We start from the raw sequence: 23,887 nt of genomic DNA, 5'->3' as shown, positions 1-23,887 counted from the left end.
GTCTTATACAGATCTTTGTGATTTTTCATTGCCTTCATTATAATCCAAGATGTAAGCAGAGACAAGGCAAAAGTATATCAGATGTGCACAGAAGAATATGGCATGGGATGCATGACGTGCACATCGCAGCAAGAATGTCAGAGGTATTCTTGAAATAAGAAACAATATAGAAGATATAAAAATTTCATATGTTTCACGTGAAACATTGCTTTACATAACTCTGTTTATCCAGTACAATGGGTTAGAACATACAGAAAGCGATGATAAAATGGTAAAAGAGTATTTAAAGGAAAAAGCAGACAGTCTGACAGCCGAAAAAGAACGGTTGACAGCTCAAAAGGAAAGGCTTGACGGGATACGTGAGTGCCTTCACAAAAGCATAGACGAGGTGCAAAAAAAGGAAGACGTTGATTTTGAAATTTTTTCGCCGCGGGCAGATATGCGTGTGTCTAAGGAGATGCTGAATGAGATGCATCAGCAGATGAATGATGTCAAAAGGCAGCAGGCACAGACAGCGAGGGAACTGGAAGAGGTAACGGCAAAGCTGGACAAGTTTCTGTACATGCTCGAAGAGGTGCAGAATCTGCCGGATTAATGTTTCGTATGTTTCACGTGAAACATTTCCAGGATTTTGGAATGCTTAAGACTGGATATCTAAAAAAAGAAGTGTTATAATTGAAAAATACTTTGTGTTCAGGGCAAATGCACGTGAAACAAAGCAGCATCTGGTATGAACTGGAAACGAAAGGGGAATATTTAATGGAAAGAACTATCGTAGTCGCCAACCAGAAGGGTGGTGTAGGCAAAACAACAACAGCGATCAATCTGGCAGCTTCTTTGGCAGAACTGGGAAAGAAGGTACTGGTAGTGGATATGGACCCACAGGGAAATACTACCAGCGGACTGGGGATTGACAAAGAGCAGGCAGAAAATACGGTGTACGAGCTGATGCTGGAAGAGTGTTCCGTAGAGGATGCGATTATGGAAAGTGAGTATGAAAATCTGAGTGTTCTTCCGTCAAATATCAATCTGGCAGCAGCAGAGATCGAGCTGGTGGGAGCAGAGGAAAAGGAATATATTTTAAAGAAAGCAATCGATAAAGTAAAGAAAAACTATGACTTTGTGCTGATCGACTGTCCACCTTCTTTAAGTATGCTGACTATCAATGCAATGTGTGCGGCAGATACGGTACTCGTGCCGATTCAGTGCGAATATTATGCACTCGAGGGACTGTCTCAGCTGATCCACACAATCAATCTTGTCCAGGATCGACTGAACCCTGATCTGGAAATCGAAGGCGTGGTATTTACCATGTACGATGCAAGAACCAATCTGTCTCTTCAGGTGGTGGAAAACGTAAAAAATAATCTTGATCAGAATATTTATAAGACAATTATCCCAAGAAATGTAAGATTAGCAGAGGCACCAAGTTATGGAATGCCGATCACCAGATATGACAAGCGTTCTACCGGAGCAGAAAGCTACCGCAGACTTGCCGAAGAGGTAATTCATAGAGGAGAGGAAGAATGGCTGTAAGAAAAGCAGGGCTTGGTAAGGGACTGGACTCCCTGATCCCGGAGCATAGCGTAAGAAGAAAAGCGGAAAAAACGGAGCAGAAACCGGAAAAAAATGAGCTTCTTCTGAAGATAACAGATATTGAACCAAACAGAGAACAGCCGCGGAAACATTTTGATGAAGATGCGTTGCTGGAATTGTCGGATTCCATCAAACAATTTGGAATTATCCAACCGCTGATTGTTCAGAAAAAAGAGGATCATTACGAGATCATAGCAGGGGAACGCAGATGGCGTGCGGCAAAGATGGCAGGGTTAAAAGAGGTTCCGGCTATTATCAAGAGTTATACAGATCGGGAAATCCTGGAGATTTCTCTGATCGAAAATATTCAGCGGGAAAATTTAAATCCGATCGACGAAGCAAGAGCTTATAAAAAGCTGCTCACCGAGTTTCATCTGAAGCAGGATGAAGTGGCGGAGCGTGTTTCCAAGAGCAGAACGGCAGTGACCAATTCCATGCGTCTTCTGAAGCTGGATGAGAGAGTACAGCAGATGGTGATCGATGAAATGCTCACGACCGGCCATGCGAGAGCGTTGATTTCTATTGAAGACCGAGATCTGCAGTTCCAGATGGCAAATCAGATCTTTGATAATAAATTAAGTGTCAGAGAGACAGAAAAACTGGTCAGAAAGCTGGGCGAAGAAAAGGAAGAAACCACAAAAACAAAAGAACCGGATGTAGAGATCATTTACCGGAATCTGGAAGAAAAGGTAAAAGAAATACTCGGTACAAAAGTACAGATCAGTCACAAAAAGAATAATAGCGGAAAAATTGAGATTGAGTATTATTCCAATGAGGAACTGGAGAGGATCATTGAACTGCTGGAAAGCGTTCAGAATCATTAAAATTAAATAAGGAATGGAGGGAAAATATGGGGATTTTTGATGCGATAGGCATTGATGCAGGTATCGTGCTGATCATTGTAATTCTGATACAGCTTGTGCTGATTTTTTTCCTGGTCAAGCAGTCCATGAAGCTGGCAAGACTTACGAATAAGTACAAAATGTTCATGCGTGGAAAAGATGCGATATCTCTGGAAAAAGCATTTGAAAAGAAATTCGAAGAAGTAGATGCCATGACAGAAGCAGTAAAATATCAGGCGGATGAGATTTATAAATTAAAAGAAATCCAGAAAATGACACTGAACAAAACTGCAATCGTAAAATATGATGCATTCAAAGATGTCGGCGGCAAATTAAGTTTTGCACTTGCAATGCTGGATAAAGAGAACAGCGGATTTGTATTAAATGCGATCCACAGCAGAGAAGGCTGTTATACTTATGTCAAAGAAATCGTAAAAGGCGAGTCTTATATCGTGCTTGGCGAAGAAGAAAAAGAAGCACTGCGTCAGGCTGTAAATGCACATAACGATATCGGATAACGTCAGGTATTAAAACAGAAAGTGTTTGTACAGAAGGACACAAAGTCACTTTACGAGGCAGATTACATGTGTTAAAATCGGAAAAGAAGTGACCCGTGATCCAGAGGGTCTTGAGTTGAAATAAAATGAAATAAAAGAAAAGGACGATAAAAAATGTTAGACATTAAATTTGTGAGAGAAAATCCGGAAATTGTAAAACAGAATATCAGAAATAAATTCCAGGATAAAAAACTGCCGCTGGTAGATGAAGTACTGGAGCTGGACAAGAGAAACCGTGAGATCAAACAGGAAGTAGAAGCTCTGCGTGCAGAAAGAAACAAACTGTCCAAAGAGATCGGCGGCCTGATGAAACAGGGTAAAAAAGAAGAGGCAGAGGAAGTAAAACGTCAGGTAGCAGCAAGTGCTGACCGTATCAACGAACTTTCCGCAGAAGAAGCTGAAGTAGAAGAAAAACTGAAAACAAACATGATGGTTATCCCGAACATCATCGATCCGTCTGTGCCGATCGGAAAAGATGACAGCGAAAACGTAGAGATCGAACGCTTCGGTGAGCCGGTTGTTCCGGATTTTGAAATCCCGTACCATACAGAAATCATGGAATCTTTCAACGGTATCGACCTTGACAGTGCAAGAAAAGTTGCCGGAAACGGATTCTATTACCTGATGGGAGACATCGCAAGACTGCATTCCGCAGTGATCGCATACGCACGTGATTTCATGATCAACCGTGGATTTACTTACTGCGTACCGCCATTTATGATCCGCAGCAACGTAGTTACCGGCGTTATGAGTTTTGCCGAGATGGATTCCATGATGTACAAAATCGAAGGCGAAGATCTGTATCTGATCGGAACCAGCGAACATTCTATGATTGGTAAATTCATCGACACAATCATTCCGGAAGAAGAGCTGCCGAAGACGCTGACCAGCTATTCTCCATGTTTCAGAAAAGAAAAAGGTGCACACGGCATCGAAGAGCGAGGTGTATACCGTATCCACCAGTTTGAAAAACAGGAAATGATCGTTGTATGCAAACCGGAAGAAAGCAAAATGTGGTATGAAAAACTGTGGAAAAACACCGTAGATCTGTTCCGCAGCATGGATATCCCGGTTCGTACGCTGGAATGCTGTTCCGGTGACCTGGCAGACCTGAAAGTAAAATCAGTGGACGTAGAAGCATGGTCTCCAAGACAGAAAAAATATTTCGAAGTAGGAAGCTGCTCAAACTTAGGTGACGCTCAGGCACGCCGTCTGAAAATCCGCGTAAATGGTGAGAATGGCAAATATTTTGCACATACATTAAACAATACCGTAGTTGCACCGCCTCGTATGTTAATTGCATTCCTGGAGAACAACCTGCAGGCTGACGGAAGCGTTAAGATTCCGGAAGTACTTCAGCCATACATGGGCGGCATGAAAGTGATTGAAAAGAAATAATAGAGGTGGCATAATTGCATAATTATCTGCGAGCAATCGGATTTAGCAATCTGCAGAATGAAAAAGATATAAAAGAAATCCTCACCGAGGTTTTCCACGATTTTGACGAAAGAGAAGTTTCAAGAGAAGGGAAAAACAAAGCTTTTGTAGAGTATACAAAAAGCTTTGGTGAAAATATGGGAATCAAGATGTGCGGCATTATGGATACGGATGGTTTCCATCAGGAGTATTATTTCCCATATTTTCAGGGAAAAGATATCAGCAGCAAAGAAGATCTGATCATTGAACGCCATGCGGCAAGAGAATCCTTTGCCGGTGTCTGCGAAGATGTAAGGATCGGTGTTTCGGTTATTTTCTATTTACAGAATGCCGCAAAATATAAAAAGGAAATGCTGCTCGGACATCTGTTGAGTGATAAGATCAGCACGAGCTTTTCCGGACTTTCCCTGAAAGGCAAAATTTTATTTCCAGTACAGAAGGCGGAGCCGCGTGTCACTGCGACAGGAAGTGATTCGGCAAATCAGAGGCATAAAATGATCGCAGCCGCAAGACAGGGTGATGCAGAGGCAATCGAAAGCCTGACATTGGAAGATATTGATACTTATGCGGCAGTCAATCAGAGGATTTTAAAAGAAGATCTTTTCAGCATTGTAGACACACTCTTTATGCCGTATGGCCTGGAATGTGATCATTATCAGGTCATGGGAAACATTAAGGATGTTGAAAAAACAGTGAATAAATATACAAAAGAAACCATTTATCAGCTCAGGCTGGAGTGCAACGATATGAACCTGGATGTCTGTATTAACAAAGAGGATCTGCTCGGTGAGCCGGAGGTCGGAAGAAGATTTAAAGGTACTATATGGCTTCAGGGACATATCAATTTCGCAAATTAAGTGTAGACTCGTAAAAAAAGCTGTGCTATAATAAAAAGGCTGGCAGCTTCGGCTGCCAGACACACTGTTTCCTTAGTTTTTGGATAGATATAAAAATGTGATTGACAGCTTATAACAGAGCTGATAATCTTATATATGGTCGAAGGGAAAATTCCCAGAAACCCAGTAAAATCAAGGGTTGCGGCATGTGTCGTCATAGCTCAGCTGGATAGAGCACTCGCCTCCTAAGCGGCAGATGGTTCGATTCCTTTGAGCCTTGAAAATTGCATAAAACTTATAAATGTCTCAGTAGCTCAGCTGGATAGAGCACACGCCTCCTAAGCGTGGGGTCGGAGGTTCAAATCCTCTCTGGGACGCCAGAAAGCACCGCTGCAAGCCTTTTTTCGGGGTTTGCAGCGTTTTTTTGTTCCTCCTTCTCCCGGTAATTTCACTTCCGTTACCGGGAGATTTTTATGCGCCGCATGATGTATATTTGCTAATTGGACTCGAACGCTTTTCAGAAATTTGCTAAGAAAATTCTGCGTTTTGCTAATTCGATTTTTCGGATCACTTTGCCGGGGCTTGCGCCGCTATCAGGGCTGCGAGCGCACTTGCAAGCTCCGGCGACTTCTGAAGCTGCTCCACAAGACTTTCAAGGTTCAGGGTCGCAGGTTCCGATTTTGCCGGTTCCTCCGGCGGACGGACATTGCGAAGATCAGGCTTGGCATAGAAGGCTGTCTCAAATTTCTGAGCATTGACCTTTCTATCCTCGTCCAGAATGTGAGCATAGATACTGGTTATCATGTCGATCTCGGCATGACCCGTATCGCCCTGAGTGGCTTTCAGATCGCCGTGGTTCAGTTTCAGTTTGTAGGTGGTACTGGAATGACGGAGAGAATGAAAGACCACCTTCGGCAGCCCTGCGTCCTCACGGAGCTTTGCAAACTCTTTGAGGATGATCCGATCCTCGCAGGGCCGTCCATTGGGAAGTGCCACCACCAGATCGAAGTCCTGATACTCGTCGCCCAGGAAACCTTTCAGCTCGTCCTGGGATTTCTTCCACTCCCGCAGAATGTAGGCCAGCGTTTTCGGCAGCCACACCTTACGGATGCTGGAATCGGTTTTCGGCTTTTTCAGAATAATTCTTGTGCTGGTGTTCGGCATAAGCGGAGTGAAGATGTAATAGATATCCTTCTCACCCAGCGTTTCAATCGCCCGTTTGGAAGCCCTCGTCAGCTCCTTGTCGATGTAGACATAGGCATTATCCGCCGCAATATCTTCATCGGAAATATGGACGTTCTCCCAGGTCAGCCCCAGGATTTCACCCATGCGCAGAGAGCAGGCAAAGGAAAGGTTCATTGCTACATAGAGCTTGCTGTCCGTGCATTTGTCCAGGGCAAGACGGATCATATCCGCTGTCCAGATATCCCGTTTCGCATACTCCGTTTTCGGGAGGATCACATTGTCAAAGGGATTTCTTGCAATGATTTCCCATCGTACCGCCTGCTTAAACGCACACCGCAGGAGCTTGATGATCTTTTCAATGGTCTTGTCGCTGACATAGGTGGTAACAGCCTTTCGGGTCTTGGTAGACACCGACTTGGTTTTCTGCAAGGTCTGGATATAACCGTCAACCGCACGGGGAGTAACCGCCTGTACCTCCATATCACCGATGATCGGATTGATATAGTTGGCAATCAGCGCCGTTTGGCTGTCATACATAGACACGCCCCATTTCTTTTCTCCGTAAAGAGATACGAAGTCATAAAGGAACTCGGTGATCGTCTGATTGCTTGGCGGGAGAAAAGTTCCCGTGTGCTGCTGATTTTCGATTTCCGCCTTGCGCTTTAAGGCCTCTTTGTGGGTATGCCAGGTTTCCCACTTCTGTTTGGTTTCTCCGTTTTCGTCCACATAGTTGTAAACAACGGAATAGTTTTTCTTTCGCTTGATTATAGATGCCATATCGTTCTTCCTTTCTTGGATCACAGGTCGAGGGAGTCAAGCCACTCGTCAAATGACCGCTTGGAAATGCGTATGGCGTTACCAATTCGCACGATTTTGAAGTGCCCTTCTTTTACAAGGATATATGCGGAAGTTCTTCCGATGCCCAGAATTTGAGCAATATCGTCAACCGTATATGTCCTTCTTTCAGGGGTTTCTTTCTTCGTGCCGTTCCATGTTTGAGACATGAGAACCCCCTTTCAGTTATGAAAAGGAACAGCACGAATATGTGTGGATAATATAACTTCCACCATCATTTTACCGTGCTGCTCCGTGTTTGTCTGCTGCTAATTGAAAAGTTTACGATCTATCCATAAACTTTCAAAAAAGAAAAGTAGGCTTACGGACGGCTGCTGGCACAGCTCCACGGGAGTCTAACCCCGGCCCATGCTGATGGGTGCGGCGCACAATGCTTTGTGGGCGTTCAATGCGCGAGTATCTTTGACCCTGCCCGTGTGTCATCGCCCGCAAGCAGCCACGCTTACTTTGCGGTCTGGTGCTGTTCGCTCGCCCGTTACAGTGGTCCCGTCCTGCGGACTTGAAACGAGGTCATGGCGCACCGGCCGTATGGCTCGGCACAAACAGGAATGTATCCGTTTGCCTTATACTGCGGCGTTGGCCTCCCAACGGGCTTTCTTTGTCAAGGTGCTGCCTTCGGCCACGAAAGAGAGAAACAGGGAAAGGGTAAGCTGTTTTCGCTTTCAGACCGGGCTTGTCAGCTCATGCTGACAATGGAATGAATGAGCTTGATCTCCAATCGGCGCTTCATGTACTCGTCCACCCGAACATGGGGCTGACCGTCAGGATCGTAAAGCGTCCGGGTGCAGAGCTTATTGATATAGCCCTCATAATACCGGAGTACCTGATCCACAGCCTGAGCGTCCCCGTCACGGGCGGCGTCAATCACCGAAAGAGGAAGAAGCTCCTTGCCCTTGTAAGTGGGTTTCTTCATACCTTCAACCTCCCTTCGGCATGAGTGCGGCCAACTTGATCCGCAGCTCGGTCAATGATTTTGCCCTTCGCCGCTGCACGGCGCTGCGGGACATTCCCACAAGGCGGCCGACCTCCTGATCTGGCAGGTCCAGAACAAAATGCAGGATCAAAATACTCTGCTCCTGAACGGACAAACCGGCGAAGGCATCAGCCACAAGCTCATTTTCAATATGTAGGTCATACCCGTGGGACGAGAATGTAAATCTGTCACTGGGGTAATGATCTACAACGCAGAGCTTGTCCATCTCCATTTGCGGAAGGTCGCTGAATGACAGTTCCCTGTCACGGCGCCTTTGCATTTCCCGGAGGTAGTCGATTGCCTCATGGTAGAGTACCAGCTTGCAGTAAGCATCGAACTGGCACCGCTCGCCATAGTCATTGCGGGGGATCATATCCATCTTTTCACCCCCTTTCCTGGGGGAATGAGGTGGGTTTCTCCCTTTCCGCTAACAAGGCGAACGCAAAGCCGCTCGCTACCCGCTAAAAGCCTCCTTTTTGAAAATTTCTTAAAAAATTTTTTCGAGGCGGGCTTGTCATCGGAAAACAGCAAAAAGCGCCCAGCAAGTCGCAACGGACCTGCAGGGCGCAGAAATGTTTTATGAAGAAGATTGCTTACATGGTATAGTTCATATCCAAAGCCGGACTGCTCCGATGGAGGGGCTATGCTTTTTTTAGCTGGTGCAGATCATGGATACTGCGAAAAAGAGAAAAGGACACGGCAAAATAACCTCCAATCGGCTACCGCGTCCCTGCAAGTCGTTATAGGTTTGTGTAAACGCAAAGAAACGGCGGCTCTGATTTCTCAAAGCCACCGTTACAAAGTGCATAACAATATAGTCGCTGTACGATGGCTTTTTTTCTTTTGCTATCGTGCGGCAACTTTTTCACTTTTCTTTTATCTTAACAGGCAATCCTCACAGAAATGTCACGGACATACGCCATTTCGACAAAATAACAAGCTGAAATCTCACCAATCTGTGAGATTTCAAATTTTTTGAGGAAAGCCGAGAGGAAATGCCTCCTCCCGGCTTTCAATAGGTTTATGATTATTTATTGTAGCAATCTCTGCCGTTACTCCGAAGTCCTCAGCCGTTCCACCACAGTTCCCTTGTTAAAGAAGTGGAGAACAATCAGCGGAATGACCGCAGCCAGCAGCAGATAAAGCACACCAATGACCAGAACAGGAACCAATGTAATGTTCAGGGTAAAGAACCACATGGAGGGGCCATTTAATGCGCTCTTTAGCACCGTGACTGCCAGGATCGCTGCGGCTGCTCCGCCAATAATGTCTGCGCCGGCGGCATAATAGATGCCCTCATAGACCATCAGGCGGCGAAGCTGCTTGCCGGTCATACCGATGCTTTGCATGGTAGCGAACTCATGGCGGCGGGTGATGATGTTGGTAATAATCATGTTGGTAAAGTTGATCAGTCCCGCAAAGGCCATGATGCAGCCAATCAAACCGCCGATAACCAGAATCATGCTGCGGACCGAATCAAGTTGCTCTTTCAACAGCTTGGTGGAAGTATAGGCAACCGAAGTATTTTCGCTCACATAGCTGCTCAGGAATTCTTCCATCTGCGGCTGCAAGGCTTCCTCCACATTGAATCCATAAGTCAGAAGCGTGGGAGCGTCATAGATTTCCTTGAATACAGTGTCCGGCAGATATACAAAAGGAGCATCACCGGCGATGTGTGCCTGAGCGGTAGTGCCTGTGGGCGTTTCTGTTTCTGTTCCCACGAGAATCGCTTTTGCAAGGATGGTGCTGGTTTTGACCAGTTCCCCATCCTTGTAGAAGGAAATGCTCTCCCCGACCTGTAACTGATCGGTCAGCGGAGTGTTATTTGGTTCCTCTGTCAATTTGTCGATGGGGCAACCAATAATGACATATTCTCCGGTAGCCATTTTCTGCGTTAAGGTTTCGGCATCTTTTTCGCCTTCAAAAATACGCATATCCGCCCAGAAATTCTCGGAGGCTCCCATCACATTACCAAAATAGCGCCTTTCGGTATCAGAACTTGTGTACAGGCTATATCCCTGATAGCTTTGATTTACGACGCCTTCTTCCTCATGGAATAGCTCTATGCCGCTTAAATCTTCAAACCCATAGTCAACCAACACATTTCTATCGTCTTTTGTATTTCGGTAAAGATAGCGTTCATCCTCAACTCCGGGCTGTCCGGCAATCAGATCCACCGCCTGCTGTGAGAGCGTATCTTCATGGTGCTGAACGCTTTCCATTACATTAAATGCGGCGGAGTTATAGACATTAAAATCTGTTCTGGTAACACGGTTTACCCACTTTTCTTCATCAAGACTTTGCGTCACAATGATGATAGAATTAAACAGGACGATGCACAGAAGCAGGGAAATAATGATAAACGCTGAACGCCTGCGGTTGCGCCCTAAGTTGGAAAAGGCCATACGGGACAGCTTTACCCCATTGGTTTGTTTGGCACTTCTCTTTTTATAGGCGTTCTGCTCGGTGTAGCGGATCGCCTCCAGAGGAGAAATCTTTGCCGCTTTTTTTGCAGGCTTCCGGGTGCTGATAAACACGGTCAGGATTGTAAAGAGGGCAGCGATAACAAAGATCAGAGGCGAAGTAGATACGGATGTACCCACCATAGAGTATTCAAGGTTAATGATCTCTGTCACGATAGGAAGCAGCACCCAACCGGCAAAGAAACCGGCAATCAGACCAATAGGCAGTCCGATCAGCGTGAGCCAGACCGCCTGACGGTTCACAATGCTCTTGATCTGCCGTGTGGAAGTTCCAATCGTCCGCAGCAGACCGTATTGACGAACATCCTGCATCACGGAAATATCAAAGATATTGTAGATCAGCAGGTATCCGCACACGACAAACATCAGGATAAATACAACAGCAGGCACGATGGACTCTGATGAAGTCAATCCCTGGGACATTTGATTTTCGGAGGCGAGAATGAAATTGTCTGCGCCCATATCCTCTGGATTGCCGCCAATGGAGTAAACGAACTCATTCAACTGCTGCTGAACATTTGCTTTATTCTTCAGCACGACATCGGAAAAAGTAACGCCGGACATTACATGGTCTACCGCATAAGTGTTCTGAACCACATCGGGATTTTCTTTTATAAACTGCTCTGAAACAGTCGCAACGCTCACAGAGTCATTGCTTGCTTCCCACCAGCCGGAAAGCACCATATCGTAATGATAAGTTTTCCCCCGCAGTTCAAATTCTAACGGAACCTCTGCGCCGATCTCAGGTTCTACACCCAGCGCCTTCAGCGCCAAATCCGTAGTAGCGATCTCATTCGCTTTCTCCGGTGCAGCTCCGTGGGTAGGCACACAGAAGGTCAGTTCCTGCTGCACACTATCTTCATAATTGATTTCAATGGAATGGCTGGAAGTGTTGCTTGCATAGCCAATGATACGCCGGTGTCCTGCCTGGTCCACAAAATCGCTGTTTACAAGCTGCTCGTACTGTTTCTCCGTCATATACCCCAAAGTGCCATCCGCCTTGCTGCCTTTCTGCATTTGCAGAGAGAGTTGGATGGAGGACGCCATATTGAACGCCAGGGAAGTGATAGAGGTAAACAGGAAAGCAGTCAGGATAATTGCCAGCAGTGCAGCCAGATTGCGTACCTTATTCTTCTTGAAATAGCGTTTGGATAGCTTGGTAATTACTTTGGAATTATTGTTGCCAAATAGAATGTCATTCATAGTCCCGCCCCCCTTTACTGCACGATCTTACCATCCTCGATCCGAATAATGCGGTCGGCAAGCTGGGCGATCTCACTGTTATGGGTAATCATTACGAGGGTCTGGTGGAATTTCTGGCTGGTAGTTTTCAGAAGCCCCAGCACATCGGCGCTGGTCTTGCTGTCCAGGTTGCCGGTGGGTTCATCAGCCAAGACAATAGCGGGCTTTGACACCAAGGCGCGGGCAATGGCTACGCGCTGCTGCTGGCCGCCGGAGAGGTTATTGGGCATATTGTTCAGCTTATCCTCAAGCCCCAGCATCTGCACTACTTCGTTCATAAACTTCTTGTCTACCTTGTTTCCGTCCAGCTCCACAGGCAACACAATATTTTCAAAGACATTCAGCACCGGTACCAGATTGTAGTTCTGGAAGATAAAGCCGATCTTTCTTCTGCGGAAAACGGTCAGTTCCTCGTCTTTGAGTTTGGACAGCTCCTTGCCATCCACGACCACCTGGCCGGAGGTGGGCACATCCAATCCGCCGATCATGTTCAGCAGCGTGGATTTACCACTGCCGGAGGTTCCTACGATAGCTACAAATTCTCCTTTTTCAATAGAGAGGGTCACACCATCCAAGGCTCTGGTAATGTTCGGCTCTGCGCCATAATATTTTTTCAGTTCAGTCGTTTGCAAAATGCTCATAGAGAACACCATCCTTTCTTTTTGATAAACCCATTGTAACGACCAAACCTCACAGAAATGTCACGAGCCACAAAAAATTTCCGCTAAATTCAGCCCCAAATGTCACGAATCTGTGACATTTCAATTTTCGGGGTGTGCTTACTCTACTTTCGGAGCAGGAAAACAGAAAAGGTTGAGCCTTTCCCAACCTCAGACGCTACCCGGATATAACCGCCCTGCAAGGTCACAATCTCACGGGCCAGATACAGACCGATTCCAATACCGTCCACATCATGCACCACATCTTCCCGATAAAACCGCTTGAAAATCGTCCCCTGGTGCTGCTCTGAAATGCCGATGCCGGTATCGGCAATGTCGATCTTCACATACATTTCCCGGCCTTCCACCGACACACGGATCTGCCCGCCTGCCGGGGTGTATTTCACAGCATTATCCAGAATGTTGAACAGGGCTTCGCTTGTCCATTTTCTATCATGGCGTGCATCCAAATGCTCCGGGCATTCCACCTGCACATCTATCTTTTTCTTTTCGGCATTGAGCAAAATCCCGCCTAGGGCAGCGGCAAGGGTATCGTAAATCGGCTGCTGTCTCTGCTCCAGCGAAATGACTCCCGTTTCCAGTCGGGAGGTTTTAATCATGGCTTGCATGAGGAAGTCCAGCTTATCAAGCTGGCTGGCCTGGGCTGTCAGAAATTCCTTTTGCTTCTGCGGAGGAACCTCATTTTCAAGCAGCGTGTTGTTGATCATTTTCAAGTTGGCAATCGGGGTCTTGACCTGATGAGAGATGTCAGAGATCAGCTCTTGCAGGTCAGTCCGTTCCTTTGCGATGCTGTTTTTATTTTCCTGCATGACTTCATATAGCCGCCCCAGCCGATAGTTGATTTTGTAGAACAGGCTTTCTTCGCAGGTCGTCTGCTTCGGCTGCATATTTTCGGAGAGCATATCATCCATCTGACCACAAAAGGCATCGGAGAACTGAACCAGCTTCCAGCGGATCAGCGCCACAAAGAAGATGACGCAGAGCAGCACAAAGAGGCTGAACAGGAACACACACCGGACAGCGATTATATTCCGGGTCAGTAGATAAACAGTGGTGCAGACTGCGCCCACTGCCAGCAGCAAAAGCGTTCCCAAAAGAACGCAGGCTTTATTGATGGAGAGTTTTCGCATATTCATTTGAGCGCCCCTCCGATCCACATATAGCCCATGCCGTACACCGTCTTGATGTACTGGCGTCCATCCGTTTCAATTTTATTCCGCACCCGGCTGATAGCCGCGGTCAGGGCGTGTTCATCCACAAAGTTCCCATCGGCATCCCACAGCTTTTCAAGCAGCACCTGCCTTGTCAAAACATTCTGCGGATTTTTGGTCAGGATTTTCAACAGCCGGTATTCCAGCGGAGTGAACACCAGCGCCTTACCGGACAGGGAAGCCGTCATCTCCGAGAAATTGATGGACAGCGCACCGTCCTCATAGCTATCACCGCCGCCAGACTGTTTCGCCAGCCGCCCCAGCACTACGGACAGCTTTTTTTGAAAGACGCTCATAGGAAATGGCTTGGTCACATAGTCCTCTGCGCCCAGCTCATAGCCTTTGAGCATATCGCTCTCCATATCATTTGCGGTCAGGAAGATTACCGCCGTATCCGGCCGGCGTTCTTTTACCTCACGGCAGAAATCAAAGCCGTTCCCATCCGGCAGGTTTACATCCAGCACGATCAGATCATAGTCCTGCTTGGTCAGAAAATCACTGGCTGCTGATTTTGTCAGGGCAGAGTCCACAACATAGCCCGCAGTATTCAAGTTATAGCATAAAGTATTATTCAAAAGCCGATCATCCTCGACTACTAAAATTCGCATGGTATCACACTCCTTCAATTTCAGTGTAGCACCCAAATGTCACAGAAACCTCACTGAGATTTGTTTTCTTTTCTCCGCCTGTCTACTGGCTTCTCTGCATTTTTAGGAATAAGCCAAATCGTCGCCATTTTTACAGCACCGGGGATGCGCCCAGATGTACACAAATAATTTATCTGGCGCGGCGTAACATTCCATTTTTGGCTTGCCTCTTTTAATGTTATATAGTCCATTTTGCACCTCCTAAAATATTATATTTCGTCTGCTCGAAGAATACAAGGTTAAAGATATGAATTATAAAATGTAGTCAGAATGGATATCACATCATTCCACGCGCAAACTATGAAATATAGAATGTATGTGGGTGATGTTGAATGGCAAAAGTGAAAGACTGCCCTGGCTTTGAAACCTTCGGTGCAGATGTAAAAGAAGCACGGAAGGCGAAGAACCTTGCACGAAAAGATTTAGCCGAAAAGGTGAATATTGATACCAGGTATCTTGCCAACATTGAAAACGAGGGCACGATCCCCAGCCTGCCGGTCATCATACAGCTTGTAAAAATCTGCGGCCTGCCGATGGAGAGATATTTCAATCCAGAGGTCATGCGAGAGGAAAGCGAGCTGCGCCAGCGGGTCGGACAGAAGTTAAAGCTCTGCCCGGAACAGTATTTGCCTATCGTGGAGGGTGCCATTGACGGGGCCTTAAAAATTGAAAAGCCGAATGAAGAAACGGAGGGTGTCTGAACATCCTCTGTTTTTCTTATTTTGCGGGCATTTTGAGGTTTCCGAAACGCTTTATAAGTAGGGATAAGATACGGTAGCAAGCACAGCAAGCGAGTACCCGCTTGCGAATTTTGAGATTTTCAGGTCCCTTACCCGGAAATTCAAAATTGCTTGTTGGGATAGTCCCAAACCCTTATGAAGAACGGAGGCGGCGAATGGCAAACCGAAAGCGGAATATTCAAATGAAATTCTATGTCACGGAGGATGAAAAACGGCTCATAGACGAAAAAATGAGCCAGTTACCGACACGCAGATATGGCGCCTACCTCCGAAAGATGGCGATTGACGGGTATATCATCTACACCGACACCACGGAGATCAAAGCGTTTACCTCGGAACTGTCCGCCATCGGCAGGAACATCAACCAGATAGCCAAGCGGATCAACGCCGGAGGTCCTGCGTATCAGGCCGATATGGACGAGATACGGGAAAGGCTGGACGAGATATGGCAGTTACAAAGACACATCCTATCAAATCAACGCTGAAAGCAGCCATTGACTATATCTGCAACCCGGAAAAGACGGACGGAAAGCTGCTTGTTTCTTCCTATGGCTGTGCCGCCGAAACTGCGGATATCGAATTTTCCTGGACCCGCTGCCATGCCATCGACAAGGGAACGAACCTGGGCCGTCACCTGATCCAAGCCTTTCAGCCTGGGGAGGTTACGCCGGAACAAGCCCATGAGATCGGCATGGAGCTTGCAAAAGAAATCCTGGGCGGCAAGTATGAATTTGTACTTACCACCCATATAGACAAAGATCATGTTCATAACCACCTGATTTTCAATGCGGTCAGCTTTGCGGATCATAAACACTATCATTCCAACAAGCGAAGCTATCACGATATCCGCCGCACCTCCGACCGGCTTTGCAAGGAACATGGTCTGTCTGTCATTATTCCTGGACAGGACAAGGGCAAGAGCTATATTGAACATCAGGCTACGCAGAACGGCACCAGCTATAAGGCAAAGCTGAAAGCGGCCATCGACCGGCTCCTGCCAGCCTGTTCCAACCTGGAAGAACTGCTTCGCCGCCTGCAGAGAGAAGGTTATGAGATCAAGCGCGGCAAGTATATCTCTGCCAGAGCACCGGATCAGGAACGGTTCACCCGTCTGAAAACGCTGGGGGTTGACTACACCGAAGAAGCCCTTGCCGCCCGGATCGCCGGACGATCCAGACCTTCCCACCAGCCAAAACAGCGGAACGGAAAGATCAGTCTACTCATTGATATCCAGAACAACATCAAGGCACAGCAGAGTGCAGGCTTCACCCATTGGGCGAAGCTGAACAATCTGAAACAGGCCGCCAAGACCATGAATTTCCTGACGGAACACGGGATAAGCAGTTATGGAGAACTGGAAAGCAAATTGAACGCAGTATCCGCACGCAGGGATACCGCTCATGCAGAAATCAAGCGGATAGAAAGTAGAAGTGCCGAACTTGCCCTTGTGATGAAGCACGCTGAAACTTACCGTCAGCTAAAGCCGCTTTATGACCGATACCGTAAATCGAATGATAAAGAAAAGCTCCTGCGGGGGCATGAGAGCGAGATCATCCTTTTTGAAGCGGCCGCCAGAGAATTGAAACGGCTGGGGGCTGTACCGCTGCCGACAACAGAAAGCATGAAAACGGAGCTTGCCACTCTCAGCGCAGAAAAGGAACACCTTCTTGCGGAGTACAAAACCGCAAGAACCGAAGCCCAGGAATACGATACTGTTAAACAGAATGTAGATGCACTACTGACCGTTCCAAAGGAACAGGAACAACAGCGGCGACATGAACTTGAATAATTTTCTCTGAAAGACGCTGGGCGCAGCTCCCGGCATCCTGTATAATGGAGCTGCGAAAGAAGGTTTTACCGATGACAAGAAGCGAAGCAATCAAAGCATTTTTCTTCAAAAGCGTATTGCCCGTGACCGTGGCACTGATCCTGTATTGTATCTTCAAATCTGCCTGCGTGAAGAACGGAGAGGTTGACTATGTATGGCTCTGGATACTCTGCGGGCTGCCGTTTGGCCTCCATCGGATGTGCCTCTGGATCGTGCCGGGCGGCGGCTCCCTGGGTGGAGGGATCGCCTTGTTTGCATTGAACTTTATTATCGGCGGTGTAATCGGCGGTTTCGTTCTGGCCTGGCGGCTTATTGTGGCGGTGTGGTATGTGCCGCTGACGGTGTACCGGCTGATCGTTGGATGATTTTCTTGCGTCATGGAAATATGGAAAACTGCCGCTCGTGCCGATGGAAAAGCCATTCACAACCTGATGGAAAAAGACAAGCCTTTTCCCACAAGTCTGCAAACAGCTTTCCCACAGCCTCACAATTCTGGCAGTTTACACACATTCCCACAACGCCTACTGCGGCGGCTATCCATCCTTTCCTATCCAATCCTAATGAGAAAATACTATGGAAATTCCTTTTCAACGGAGGTACAATTTGTACCCCTGTTCAAACAACAGAACCGTGTTAAAGTAATTTGATGATAGCAAAAAGAAAAAGCGGGAGTACAGCCAATCGGATGAACCGAAAAGCTGTACTCCCGTTTTGCGTGACAGAAAGTGTCTGAAATCAAGCCTTTTTCTTCATGTGCCAGCAAGCAGACCGACACATGAAAAATCATAAAGGCTCCCTTTGAAAATACGGATACAGGGAATTATTCTGTGTTTTTTCCACCCATATCCTCACAGATTTTAGACCGTTTGGAACTGTAATGCGGACAAGCGACCAGACACGCCCGGAAACTCTGCTTGCAGCCGTGAACACATTTTTTACAGATATGGTTATACTGCCGCCTGCCGTTGTCACCCAGGAAGAACGCCCATTCCAGCCGCCATTTCTTGCTTCGGCTCATAGGCAGTCATGCTCCGGCACATCACGGCCGGGCTTCTTGCCCTCCGGTGGCTTATGCTCGGCACACTCCCGTTTGGCGTCCTCTAACCGCTCACGGATGGAAGGCTTCTCCGGCTTCGTCTGCTCCGCGTGTTCCTGCGCCTTCTCCAGTTCCTCGCCGCGTCTGCCGTTGTTGATAACGCCGTCGATCATGCCGTAGTCATCCTCCAGCGTCATTTCTGCCGTGCGGAGAGGATTGTCCTTTTCCGGCTGCTCCGCTGCCACGGCAAAGGCCCGTGTGCCGTTTCCCATGATAAGGTACTTTCTATCATCGGAAATATGGTGGACACCGTAACCGGCTGCCTCCATCTGCTCCCGGCTCATAGCCGTCACCTGAAAGCTGCCCCTCGGTGTCTGCACACGTTCGCCAGTTTCAAAACGGTCTGGAAGAAAAGCGAGGTCTTGTTTCTCTGCCGGGACAGGGAGAACGACGATATTGCCATTGATCTGCATAAATCGTTCCGGCGTTTTGAACTGTTCCGTGTATTTCTGAATCAGTTCCGGGGACAGGGACGCAAAATCTTCCTCACCAAGTCCAACCACCAGGAAAGTCCCTGCTACGATATCATAAATTTCTCCATTTTCATCCCGCAGCCCACGGTTCAGATCAAGCCCGATGAGCTTGCCTTCATCATTGCAGACCAGCGCCACCGGGTCAGAATAAGGATAAGTCGCTCCAATATCACCGCCAACCTCTGCCTGCAGGGAATGAAGGTCGGGGTCGATCTCCTTCACATAGGGTTCCTTCATAGGCTCTACTACAAGCACAGTCATCTTTTCCGAGGCAACCTTCTCCGCAGCGGACAGCATTTCATCCGCATGGGACTTCTCCGGGTCATCCAAAGCGGCCTTGACCTCCGCCGGATCAAAATCAAGAAATTCCTCATAGCCCGTGGCGTCCTTGAATTTTTCGATCTCCGAAGGAAGATAGTCCTCCTGCGTCTGCCCCAGCGCCGCCAGCTTTTCATCCAGAGCGGAAATGCGTCCTGCCATCAGCTTTTCGTAAAGTTCTTCCTTTGCGGCGTGCGCCTCTGGGTGCTCCGCCGCATACTGCGGATCGTTCTGACGGAAAAACTCATCCATGTCAAAGGCGATATCCATAGCCCACTCGGATTTTTCTTCTTCGGGAAGGTCATCCTGGAAGGTCATCACCCGGTACTCATCGGGGATACTGCCGCGCTCACCGTCGTAATACTCATGGAAACTGTCACCCGTATCACGCACATAGCCCTGATTCGTGAAGGTGCCGTTTTCCTCCAACGCAACGTCCCGGCCGTAGGCCTCATAGTCGATGTAATTCTGCAAATGCTCTGGCACCTGCATAACGTCCAGTTCTTCGATGTAATAGCGGCCCAGATCGTCATAGTCATGGATATCGGGGTAAACCTCATAGCAATCCAGATTCTCGGTGAGGTTGATGATCTCCTGCAGGCTGCCGCAATGGTCGCCCATTTCCATACCGGCCTGAAACTGTGCGTATTCGCTTTCGCTCATTTCATCCAGCTTCGATGCCAGATAATTCAGCTCGTCCAGATTTTCATATTCACCCAGCTTACTGTAAAGACCGTCCACATAGCAATCATAGTCCGTGATGAACCATTCCTCATAGGGCTGGCCGAAGTCATCCTTCTGGCCAATCCCGATACGCTTAAACACTTCTTTCAATTCCTCGGCGGTGGTGGGAAACTTCACCCACTCGCCCACAAGCTCGCCCTCATTGTACTTCCCAAGATTGGTGATAAAGGCGGCAAAGGGATAATCCTTGTCGTGATCGTAATATGGCATATCAGCACCTCCTTACAGCTCCGGCGCAGATTTTTCCTTATGGGGCTGCGCCTTGTTTTTCTCCGCACATTCCTTCTTGCCCTGTTCCAGCCGTTCCCGGATGGAAGGCTTTTTCTCCGGCTCCGCAGGGCGTTCATGGTTCCACTCGTCACCGGAGAGAGAAATGTATCCGTGTTCCGTAAAATGGCCCTGTTCCTCCTGCATGGCGTACTTGCCAAAAGGAACAGGGTCGATCGCTTTCAGAAGTTCTGGGGGCAGCAGCATATCCATGTGCTGCGCCAGATACCGCCACCCCAGATCATTCAGATCGTGGATATTGGGCTCAAATACGAAATAGTCGATGTTGTCCGCAAACTCCTTGAACTGCTCCGGTGCTGTCAGCTTGAAGGGCGAGGCCTGCACCGCCGCCAGCAGCTCCCGGTCCTCCGGGGAGAGGGCAGCCACCGCCGCCCTCACTTCGGGCAAATGTTCAAAAGTCTTATTTTCTGCCATTGACACCTTCCTTTCTTTTCGGAAATTCCAGTTTGAAGTTGATGTATTTGCCACCCGTGTCATCCAAGATCACCGCAGCGTCATAAGCAGCCTGTTTCTTTTCAGACCACATACCCTTAACATTGGTGCGGCCTTTTTTCAGAAGGTCCGTCGCCATCTTTTTTGTCAGTTCCTTCTTACGGCTCGTCCAGAAGCGGTCATTTTTCCAGAGGACGAAACCGCAGGACCGATCCGAACACGCAAAGTTCTTCTTGCCCTCATAAACCGGCTGGCCGCAGCGGGGGCAGGTACCGATCACTTCCTTCTCCGGGGCAAACAGCTTTTTGCCATCCTCGGAAATGCAGGAATAGGTGGACACGATCTCTTGAACCATCGTGCGGATACCATCCATGAAGGTATCCGGGTCAGCGCCGCCTTTTGCGATCTCCGTCAATTTCTGTTCCCACTCCGCTGTCAGCATGGGAGAGGTCAGCGGCTCCGGCAGGACGGTGACAAGGTTGATACCTGCTTTCGTGGGGATCAGGCTCTTGCCCTTGCGCTCCACAAATCCGGCTGTCACCAGCTTTTCGATAATGGCCGCCCTGGTCGCTGGCGTGCCAAGCCCCTTTCTCTCTGCTTCATCGGGGATATCATCCTTGCCTGCGTTCTCCATCGCGGACAGGAGGGTATCTTCGGTATAGGTCTTCGGCGGCTGGGTGAAATGCTCGGTAACAGCAATTTCCGCACTGTCAAAAATTTGCCCTTCGGTGAAGTCCGGGAGCGTGCCGCCGTCCCCATCCGCAGGCTTTTCTTTCAGAAAGGCACGGAAAATGCGGTCGATCTCCCGCCAGCCTTCGGAGAGGATGCGCTTGCCCTTTGCGGTGAAGGAATAGCCGCCGCAATCAAAGGTGGCCGTGACCGCCTCATACACATACAGCTCCGCCGATGCACACAGCAGCTTGCAGCAGACTAACAGCAGAAGGTTTCGTTCACCAACGGGGAGCAATTTCAAATCCGCTTTTTCAATCTCCATAGTCGGGATGATAGCATGGTGGTCAGATACATCCTTGTCGGAGATCATGGTCTCCACCAGCGGGAAGAAATTGCTGATCCCGTCAAAGGGCGGCACGTTCGCCGCCAGATGGATGACGCAGGAGGCTGTTTCCGCCATGTCGGAGGTCAGATACCGGCTGTCCGTGCGGGGATAGGTCAGCAGCTTCTTTTCGTAGAGGCTCTGGGCGTAGTCAAGGGTCTGCTTCGCCGTGTATCCGAACAGGCGGTTCGCTTCACGCTGCAAGGTGGTAAGATCATAGAGCTTCGGCGGCTGCTCCTTTTTCTGCTCCTTCGTGACGGAAGTACAGGTGACGGTCACACCCTTGCACATAGCCGCTGCCTGTTCCGCCTCCGCCGGATCGGTGAATTTCTCCGACACCGCTTCGGCTCCGTTCAGCGTCAAGCGCAGCAGATGATATTTTTCCTTGTGGAACAGCGTGATCTTCGCGTCACGCTCCGCCAGCATTGCCAGTGTGGGGGTCTGAACACGGCCCACATTCAGGGTACGGTGATAGAGAACGGAGAAAAGGCGCGTGGCGTTGATTCCCACCAGCCAATCCGCTTTCTGGCGGCAGAGGGCAGATTGATACAGGGCTTCATAGTCGGCGCCGGGGCGCAGATCAGAAAAACCCTCTCGGATAGCGCTGTCCTCCATCGAGGAAATCCAGAGGCGAAGAACCGGCTTGCGGCAGCCGGTCATTTCATACACCAGACGGAAGATCAGTTCCCCTTCACGCCCGGCATCACAGGCATTGACGATGGTATCCACATCGGGGCGGTCCATCAGGGCACGGAGATTTTCAAAAGCATCCTCCTTGCCTGGTGCCAGCACATAGCGGAACGACTCCGGCAGAATGGGAAGATCATCATAGCGCCATTTCTTGAAATTCTCGTCATAGCCGCCCGCATCCATCGGGGATACCAGGTGCCCTACACACCAGGACACAAGAAGGCCGCTGCCCTCATAAAAGCCGTCGGCCCTGGATGAAGCACCCAGGGCCGATGCGATAGATTTTGCCACACTCGGTTTTTCTGCGATAATCAGTTTACTCATTCTTTTCCTCCGTTTCCTCGTCCTCAGTCAGATATTCTTCTTCATCCTCCAGGTCGAAATCATCCAGATCAGCGGGAACTTTCTTTCCCTGCTTCGGTTTCAGCACCAGGAAATAGACCGCCGCGCCGCCTCCGGCTGCAAGGATCAGCAGCACCGCCAGGATCGCCCCGGTATTGCTTTTCTTTTCGGGTTCCGGATTCTCCGGTTCGGTGGGCTCCGCAGCTTTCTGTTCTGTGCCAACACATTCACTGAGGTTTTTTACGCAGACCGGGCAAGCGGTATTGACCGCTCCGGCCTGGCACTTTTCCGTACAGGTGCAGACAATAGGTGTTTCCGCCTTTTCTCCATCCTCCGTGAGCGCCATGAGGTCGGCTTCATCCACCTGGTTCAGAAAATGCACGGTTTCCTCGCCCTCGTCGTCACGGTCGATAATGAGATAGAACACATTGCCGTTCTTCGTTTCCACTGTAATAAACTGCTTGCCGCTGGCGGTCGGGCTGCCGATATCGTCGATCAGCGAAAGGTTCCCGTCCGGAGTCAAGGCGGCACCGCCATTCAAGCCGCCGCCCAGCATCCCCAGCAGATTTTCCAGCGTTTCCGCGTCCAGAGAGAAAGGACCTTCCCCTGAACCAGTCTCGCCGTCACTTACCGTCATATAGCCGGAATAGACATAGCCGACTTTCTCCGGCAGGATGACCTTCAGCCAGTCGCCGTCCGTGCCGATCACCTTCACGGTCGTTCCGTTGGGAAGCTGGGTGAAGGCGGTGTAGTCCATTCCCGCACCCGTGCGGACATTCAGATTGCCGCCGCCCGTGGTGACGGTGCCGGTCTGCCCGGAGTCATTTTCGCCGGAACTGAACTGGATACCGTCCTCGGTGACGGATACCGTGACCTGGCTGCCGGCCAGAGCGGAAAGCAGATCAGAGACATCACCGGCCGTTTCCTGTTCAGCCACGGACTCCGTGCTTTCCTCGCCGCCGCTGGCAAAGGCGGTGACAGAAAAAGCGGCAGTGCTGAGCACCACCGCCAAAAGAGCCGATACCATTTTTGTCATAAAGTTATGCTTCATCCTCGTATCCCTCCGTTTCCTCATTCTCGGTGTTGCCCTCCTGCAGCATACCTTCCGGCAGGGAGATCATACCGCTGGCATAGGCTTTCAGGAAGGCAGTCAGTTCCTTGTTGTCCATCTTCACGGCTTTCACCATGCGGACGATTTCCAGATTTTCTTCCTCCGCAAGCTGAGCCTCCAGCGCACGAAGGCGTTTCTGCTGCTCCGTGATCTTTTCTTTGGTTTTCGCAATGTCATTGCGGATTTTCTGTGTCGTTGCCATAAATCAAATTACCTCCATATCGTTT

General features: G+C 48.9%; 25 protein-coding genes and 1 tRNA gene. 11 read left to right on the top strand and 15 right to left on the bottom strand.

All coding sequences use genetic code 11. From position 1 onward, the window contains the following. The first annotated feature begins 268 nt into the window (after positions 1–268). The 7 genes from LKD42_RS04455 to LKD42_RS04425 all read left to right on the top strand — a co-directional run bounded on the left by LKD42_RS04455 (position 269) and on the right by LKD42_RS04425 (position 5,648). The gene (locus tag LKD42_RS04455) at positions 269–595 is read left to right on the top strand and encodes a hypothetical protein (RefSeq protein WP_248834927.1); all 327 of its coding nucleotides are present in this window, start codon (positions 269–271) and stop codon (positions 593–595) included. Between the two features lie 164 nt (positions 596–759). Then, positions 760–1,536, top strand: coding sequence for a ParA family protein (locus LKD42_RS04450; protein WP_147632212.1), 777 nt, complete (start codon positions 760–762; stop codon positions 1,534–1,536). Beyond that, positions 1,527–2,420 (top strand): ParB/RepB/Spo0J family partition protein, encoded by an 894-nt coding sequence (locus LKD42_RS04445; protein WP_173866470.1) that lies wholly within the window; start codon positions 1,527–1,529, stop codon positions 2,418–2,420. Before LKD42_RS04450 ends, LKD42_RS04445 begins: the two co-directional genes overlap by 10 nt. A gap of 26 nt (positions 2,421–2,446) precedes the next feature. After that, positions 2,447–2,956: a DUF4446 family protein gene (locus LKD42_RS04440; protein WP_022118026.1), complete on the top strand. Its 510-nt coding sequence runs from the start codon at positions 2,447–2,449 to the stop codon at positions 2,954–2,956. Positions 2,957–3,109: 153 nt separating this feature from the next. Beyond that, complete coding sequence (gene serS / locus LKD42_RS04435; protein ID WP_248834926.1) at positions 3,110–4,393, top strand: serine--tRNA ligase; 1,284 nt, start codon at positions 3,110–3,112, stop codon at positions 4,391–4,393. Between the two features lie 14 nt (positions 4,394–4,407). Continuing rightward, positions 4,408–5,289 carry a DUF3881 family protein gene (locus LKD42_RS04430; RefSeq protein WP_022118024.1) on the top strand — a complete coding sequence of 294 codons (882 nt, stop codon included), beginning with the start codon at positions 4,408–4,410 and terminating at the stop codon, positions 5,287–5,289. Between the two features lie 282 nt (positions 5,290–5,571). Beyond that, positions 5,572–5,648, top strand: a tRNA-Arg gene (locus LKD42_RS04425). Between the two features lie 187 nt (positions 5,649–5,835). Here LKD42_RS04425 and LKD42_RS04420 read toward each other — a convergent pair. The 9 genes from LKD42_RS04420 to LKD42_RS04380 all read right to left on the bottom strand — a co-directional run bounded on the left by LKD42_RS04420 (position 5,836) and on the right by LKD42_RS04380 (position 14,735). Next, on the bottom strand, positions 5,836–7,230 hold the full coding sequence (locus LKD42_RS04420) for a site-specific integrase (RefSeq protein WP_248834925.1): 1,395 nt from the start codon (positions 7,228–7,230) through the stop codon (positions 5,836–5,838). A gap of 20 nt (positions 7,231–7,250) precedes the next feature. Then, entirely contained in the window at positions 7,251–7,457 is a 207-nt protein-coding gene (locus LKD42_RS04415) for a helix-turn-helix domain-containing protein (protein WP_005541444.1), read from the bottom strand. A 527-nt stretch (positions 7,458–7,984) separates the two neighbouring features. Continuing rightward, positions 7,985–8,221 (bottom strand): helix-turn-helix domain-containing protein, encoded by a 237-nt coding sequence (locus LKD42_RS04410; protein WP_248834924.1) that lies wholly within the window; start codon positions 8,219–8,221, stop codon positions 7,985–7,987. A 4-nt stretch (positions 8,222–8,225) separates the two neighbouring features. Next, positions 8,226–8,660 (bottom strand): sigma-70 family RNA polymerase sigma factor, encoded by a 435-nt coding sequence (locus tag LKD42_RS04405; RefSeq protein ID WP_005541445.1) that lies wholly within the window; start codon positions 8,658–8,660, stop codon positions 8,226–8,228. 673 nt (positions 8,661–9,333) lie between these two features. After that, positions 9,334–11,967 carry an ABC transporter permease gene (locus tag LKD42_RS04400; protein WP_248834923.1) on the bottom strand — a complete coding sequence of 878 codons (2,634 nt, stop codon included), beginning with the start codon at positions 11,965–11,967 and terminating at the stop codon, positions 9,334–9,336. A gap of 14 nt (positions 11,968–11,981) precedes the next feature. Continuing rightward, positions 11,982–12,647, bottom strand: coding sequence for an ABC transporter ATP-binding protein (locus LKD42_RS04395; RefSeq protein WP_040342337.1), 666 nt, complete (start codon positions 12,645–12,647; stop codon positions 11,982–11,984). 143 nt (positions 12,648–12,790) lie between these two features. Continuing rightward, positions 12,791–13,822 carry a sensor histidine kinase gene (locus LKD42_RS04390; protein WP_248834922.1) on the bottom strand — a complete coding sequence of 344 codons (1,032 nt, stop codon included), beginning with the start codon at positions 13,820–13,822 and terminating at the stop codon, positions 12,791–12,793. Continuing rightward, positions 13,819–14,505, bottom strand: coding sequence for a response regulator transcription factor (locus LKD42_RS04385; protein ID WP_113999340.1), 687 nt, complete (start codon positions 14,503–14,505; stop codon positions 13,819–13,821). The genes LKD42_RS04390 and LKD42_RS04385 overlap by 4 nt, the downstream gene beginning before the upstream one ends. A 50-nt stretch (positions 14,506–14,555) precedes the next feature. Next, positions 14,556–14,735, bottom strand: a complete 180-nt coding sequence (locus LKD42_RS04380; RefSeq protein WP_005335797.1) for a hypothetical protein — start codon at positions 14,733–14,735, stop codon at positions 14,556–14,558. Positions 14,736–14,876: 141 nt separating this feature from the next. Between LKD42_RS04380 and LKD42_RS04375 the strand changes: the two genes are divergently transcribed. From LKD42_RS04375 to LKD42_RS04360, 4 genes are all read left to right on the top strand, one after another. Continuing rightward, positions 14,877–15,245, top strand: a complete 369-nt coding sequence (locus LKD42_RS04375; RefSeq protein WP_021738115.1) for a helix-turn-helix transcriptional regulator — start codon at positions 14,877–14,879, stop codon at positions 15,243–15,245. A gap of 194 nt (positions 15,246–15,439) precedes the next feature. Beyond that, positions 15,440–15,769, top strand: coding sequence for a MobC family plasmid mobilization relaxosome protein (locus tag LKD42_RS04370; RefSeq protein ID WP_113999339.1), 330 nt, complete (start codon positions 15,440–15,442; stop codon positions 15,767–15,769). Next, on the top strand, positions 15,730–17,073 hold the full coding sequence (locus LKD42_RS04365) for a relaxase/mobilization nuclease domain-containing protein (protein WP_248834921.1): 1,344 nt from the start codon (positions 15,730–15,732) through the stop codon (positions 17,071–17,073). Before LKD42_RS04370 ends, LKD42_RS04365 begins: the two co-directional genes overlap by 40 nt. Positions 17,074–17,144: 71 nt before the next feature. Beyond that, complete coding sequence (locus LKD42_RS04360; RefSeq protein ID WP_113999337.1) at positions 17,145–17,477, top strand: DUF6050 family protein; 333 nt, start codon at positions 17,145–17,147, stop codon at positions 17,475–17,477. A gap of 455 nt (positions 17,478–17,932) precedes the next feature. Here the strand turns inward: LKD42_RS04360 and LKD42_RS04355 are convergent, their stop codons facing one another. Genes LKD42_RS04355 through LKD42_RS04330 form a run of 6 tightly spaced genes read right to left on the bottom strand, consistent with a single transcriptional unit; the run spans position 17,933 to position 23,862 of the window. Then, positions 17,933–18,130: a hypothetical protein gene (locus tag LKD42_RS04355; protein WP_113999336.1), complete on the bottom strand. Its 198-nt coding sequence runs from the start codon at positions 18,128–18,130 to the stop codon at positions 17,933–17,935. After that, the gene (locus LKD42_RS04350; RefSeq protein WP_248834920.1) at positions 18,127–19,953 is read right to left on the bottom strand and encodes an antirestriction protein ArdA; all 1,827 of its coding nucleotides are present in this window, start codon (positions 19,951–19,953) and stop codon (positions 18,127–18,129) included. Before LKD42_RS04350 ends, LKD42_RS04355 begins: the two co-directional genes overlap by 4 nt. Before the next feature lie 12 nt (positions 19,954–19,965). Further along, on the bottom strand, positions 19,966–20,445 hold the full coding sequence (locus LKD42_RS04345; RefSeq protein ID WP_113999334.1) for a hypothetical protein: 480 nt from the start codon (positions 20,443–20,445) through the stop codon (positions 19,966–19,968). Further along, complete coding sequence (locus tag LKD42_RS04340; RefSeq protein WP_248834919.1) at positions 20,432–22,531, bottom strand: type IA DNA topoisomerase; 2,100 nt, start codon at positions 22,529–22,531, stop codon at positions 20,432–20,434. Before LKD42_RS04340 ends, LKD42_RS04345 begins: the two co-directional genes overlap by 14 nt. After that, positions 22,524–23,585, bottom strand: coding sequence for a CD1107 family mobile element protein (locus tag LKD42_RS15560; RefSeq protein ID WP_248834918.1), 1,062 nt, complete (start codon positions 23,583–23,585; stop codon positions 22,524–22,526). The genes LKD42_RS04340 and LKD42_RS15560 overlap by 8 nt, the downstream gene beginning before the upstream one ends. A 4-nt stretch (positions 23,586–23,589) precedes the next feature. Beyond that, a complete protein-coding gene (locus tag LKD42_RS04330; protein ID WP_025653854.1) occupies positions 23,590–23,862 on the bottom strand; it encodes a DUF4315 family protein in 273 nt (90 codons plus the stop codon). Between the last annotated feature and the right edge of the window lie 25 nt (positions 23,863–23,887).

The organism is Hominisplanchenecus faecis (assembly GCF_020687205.1).
Taxonomy (GTDB): Bacteria; Bacillota; Clostridia; order Lachnospirales; family Lachnospiraceae; genus Hominisplanchenecus; species Hominisplanchenecus faecis.
Note: the sequence above shows the minus strand (reverse complement) of the source record. Positions and strands in the feature narration are given on the sequence as shown.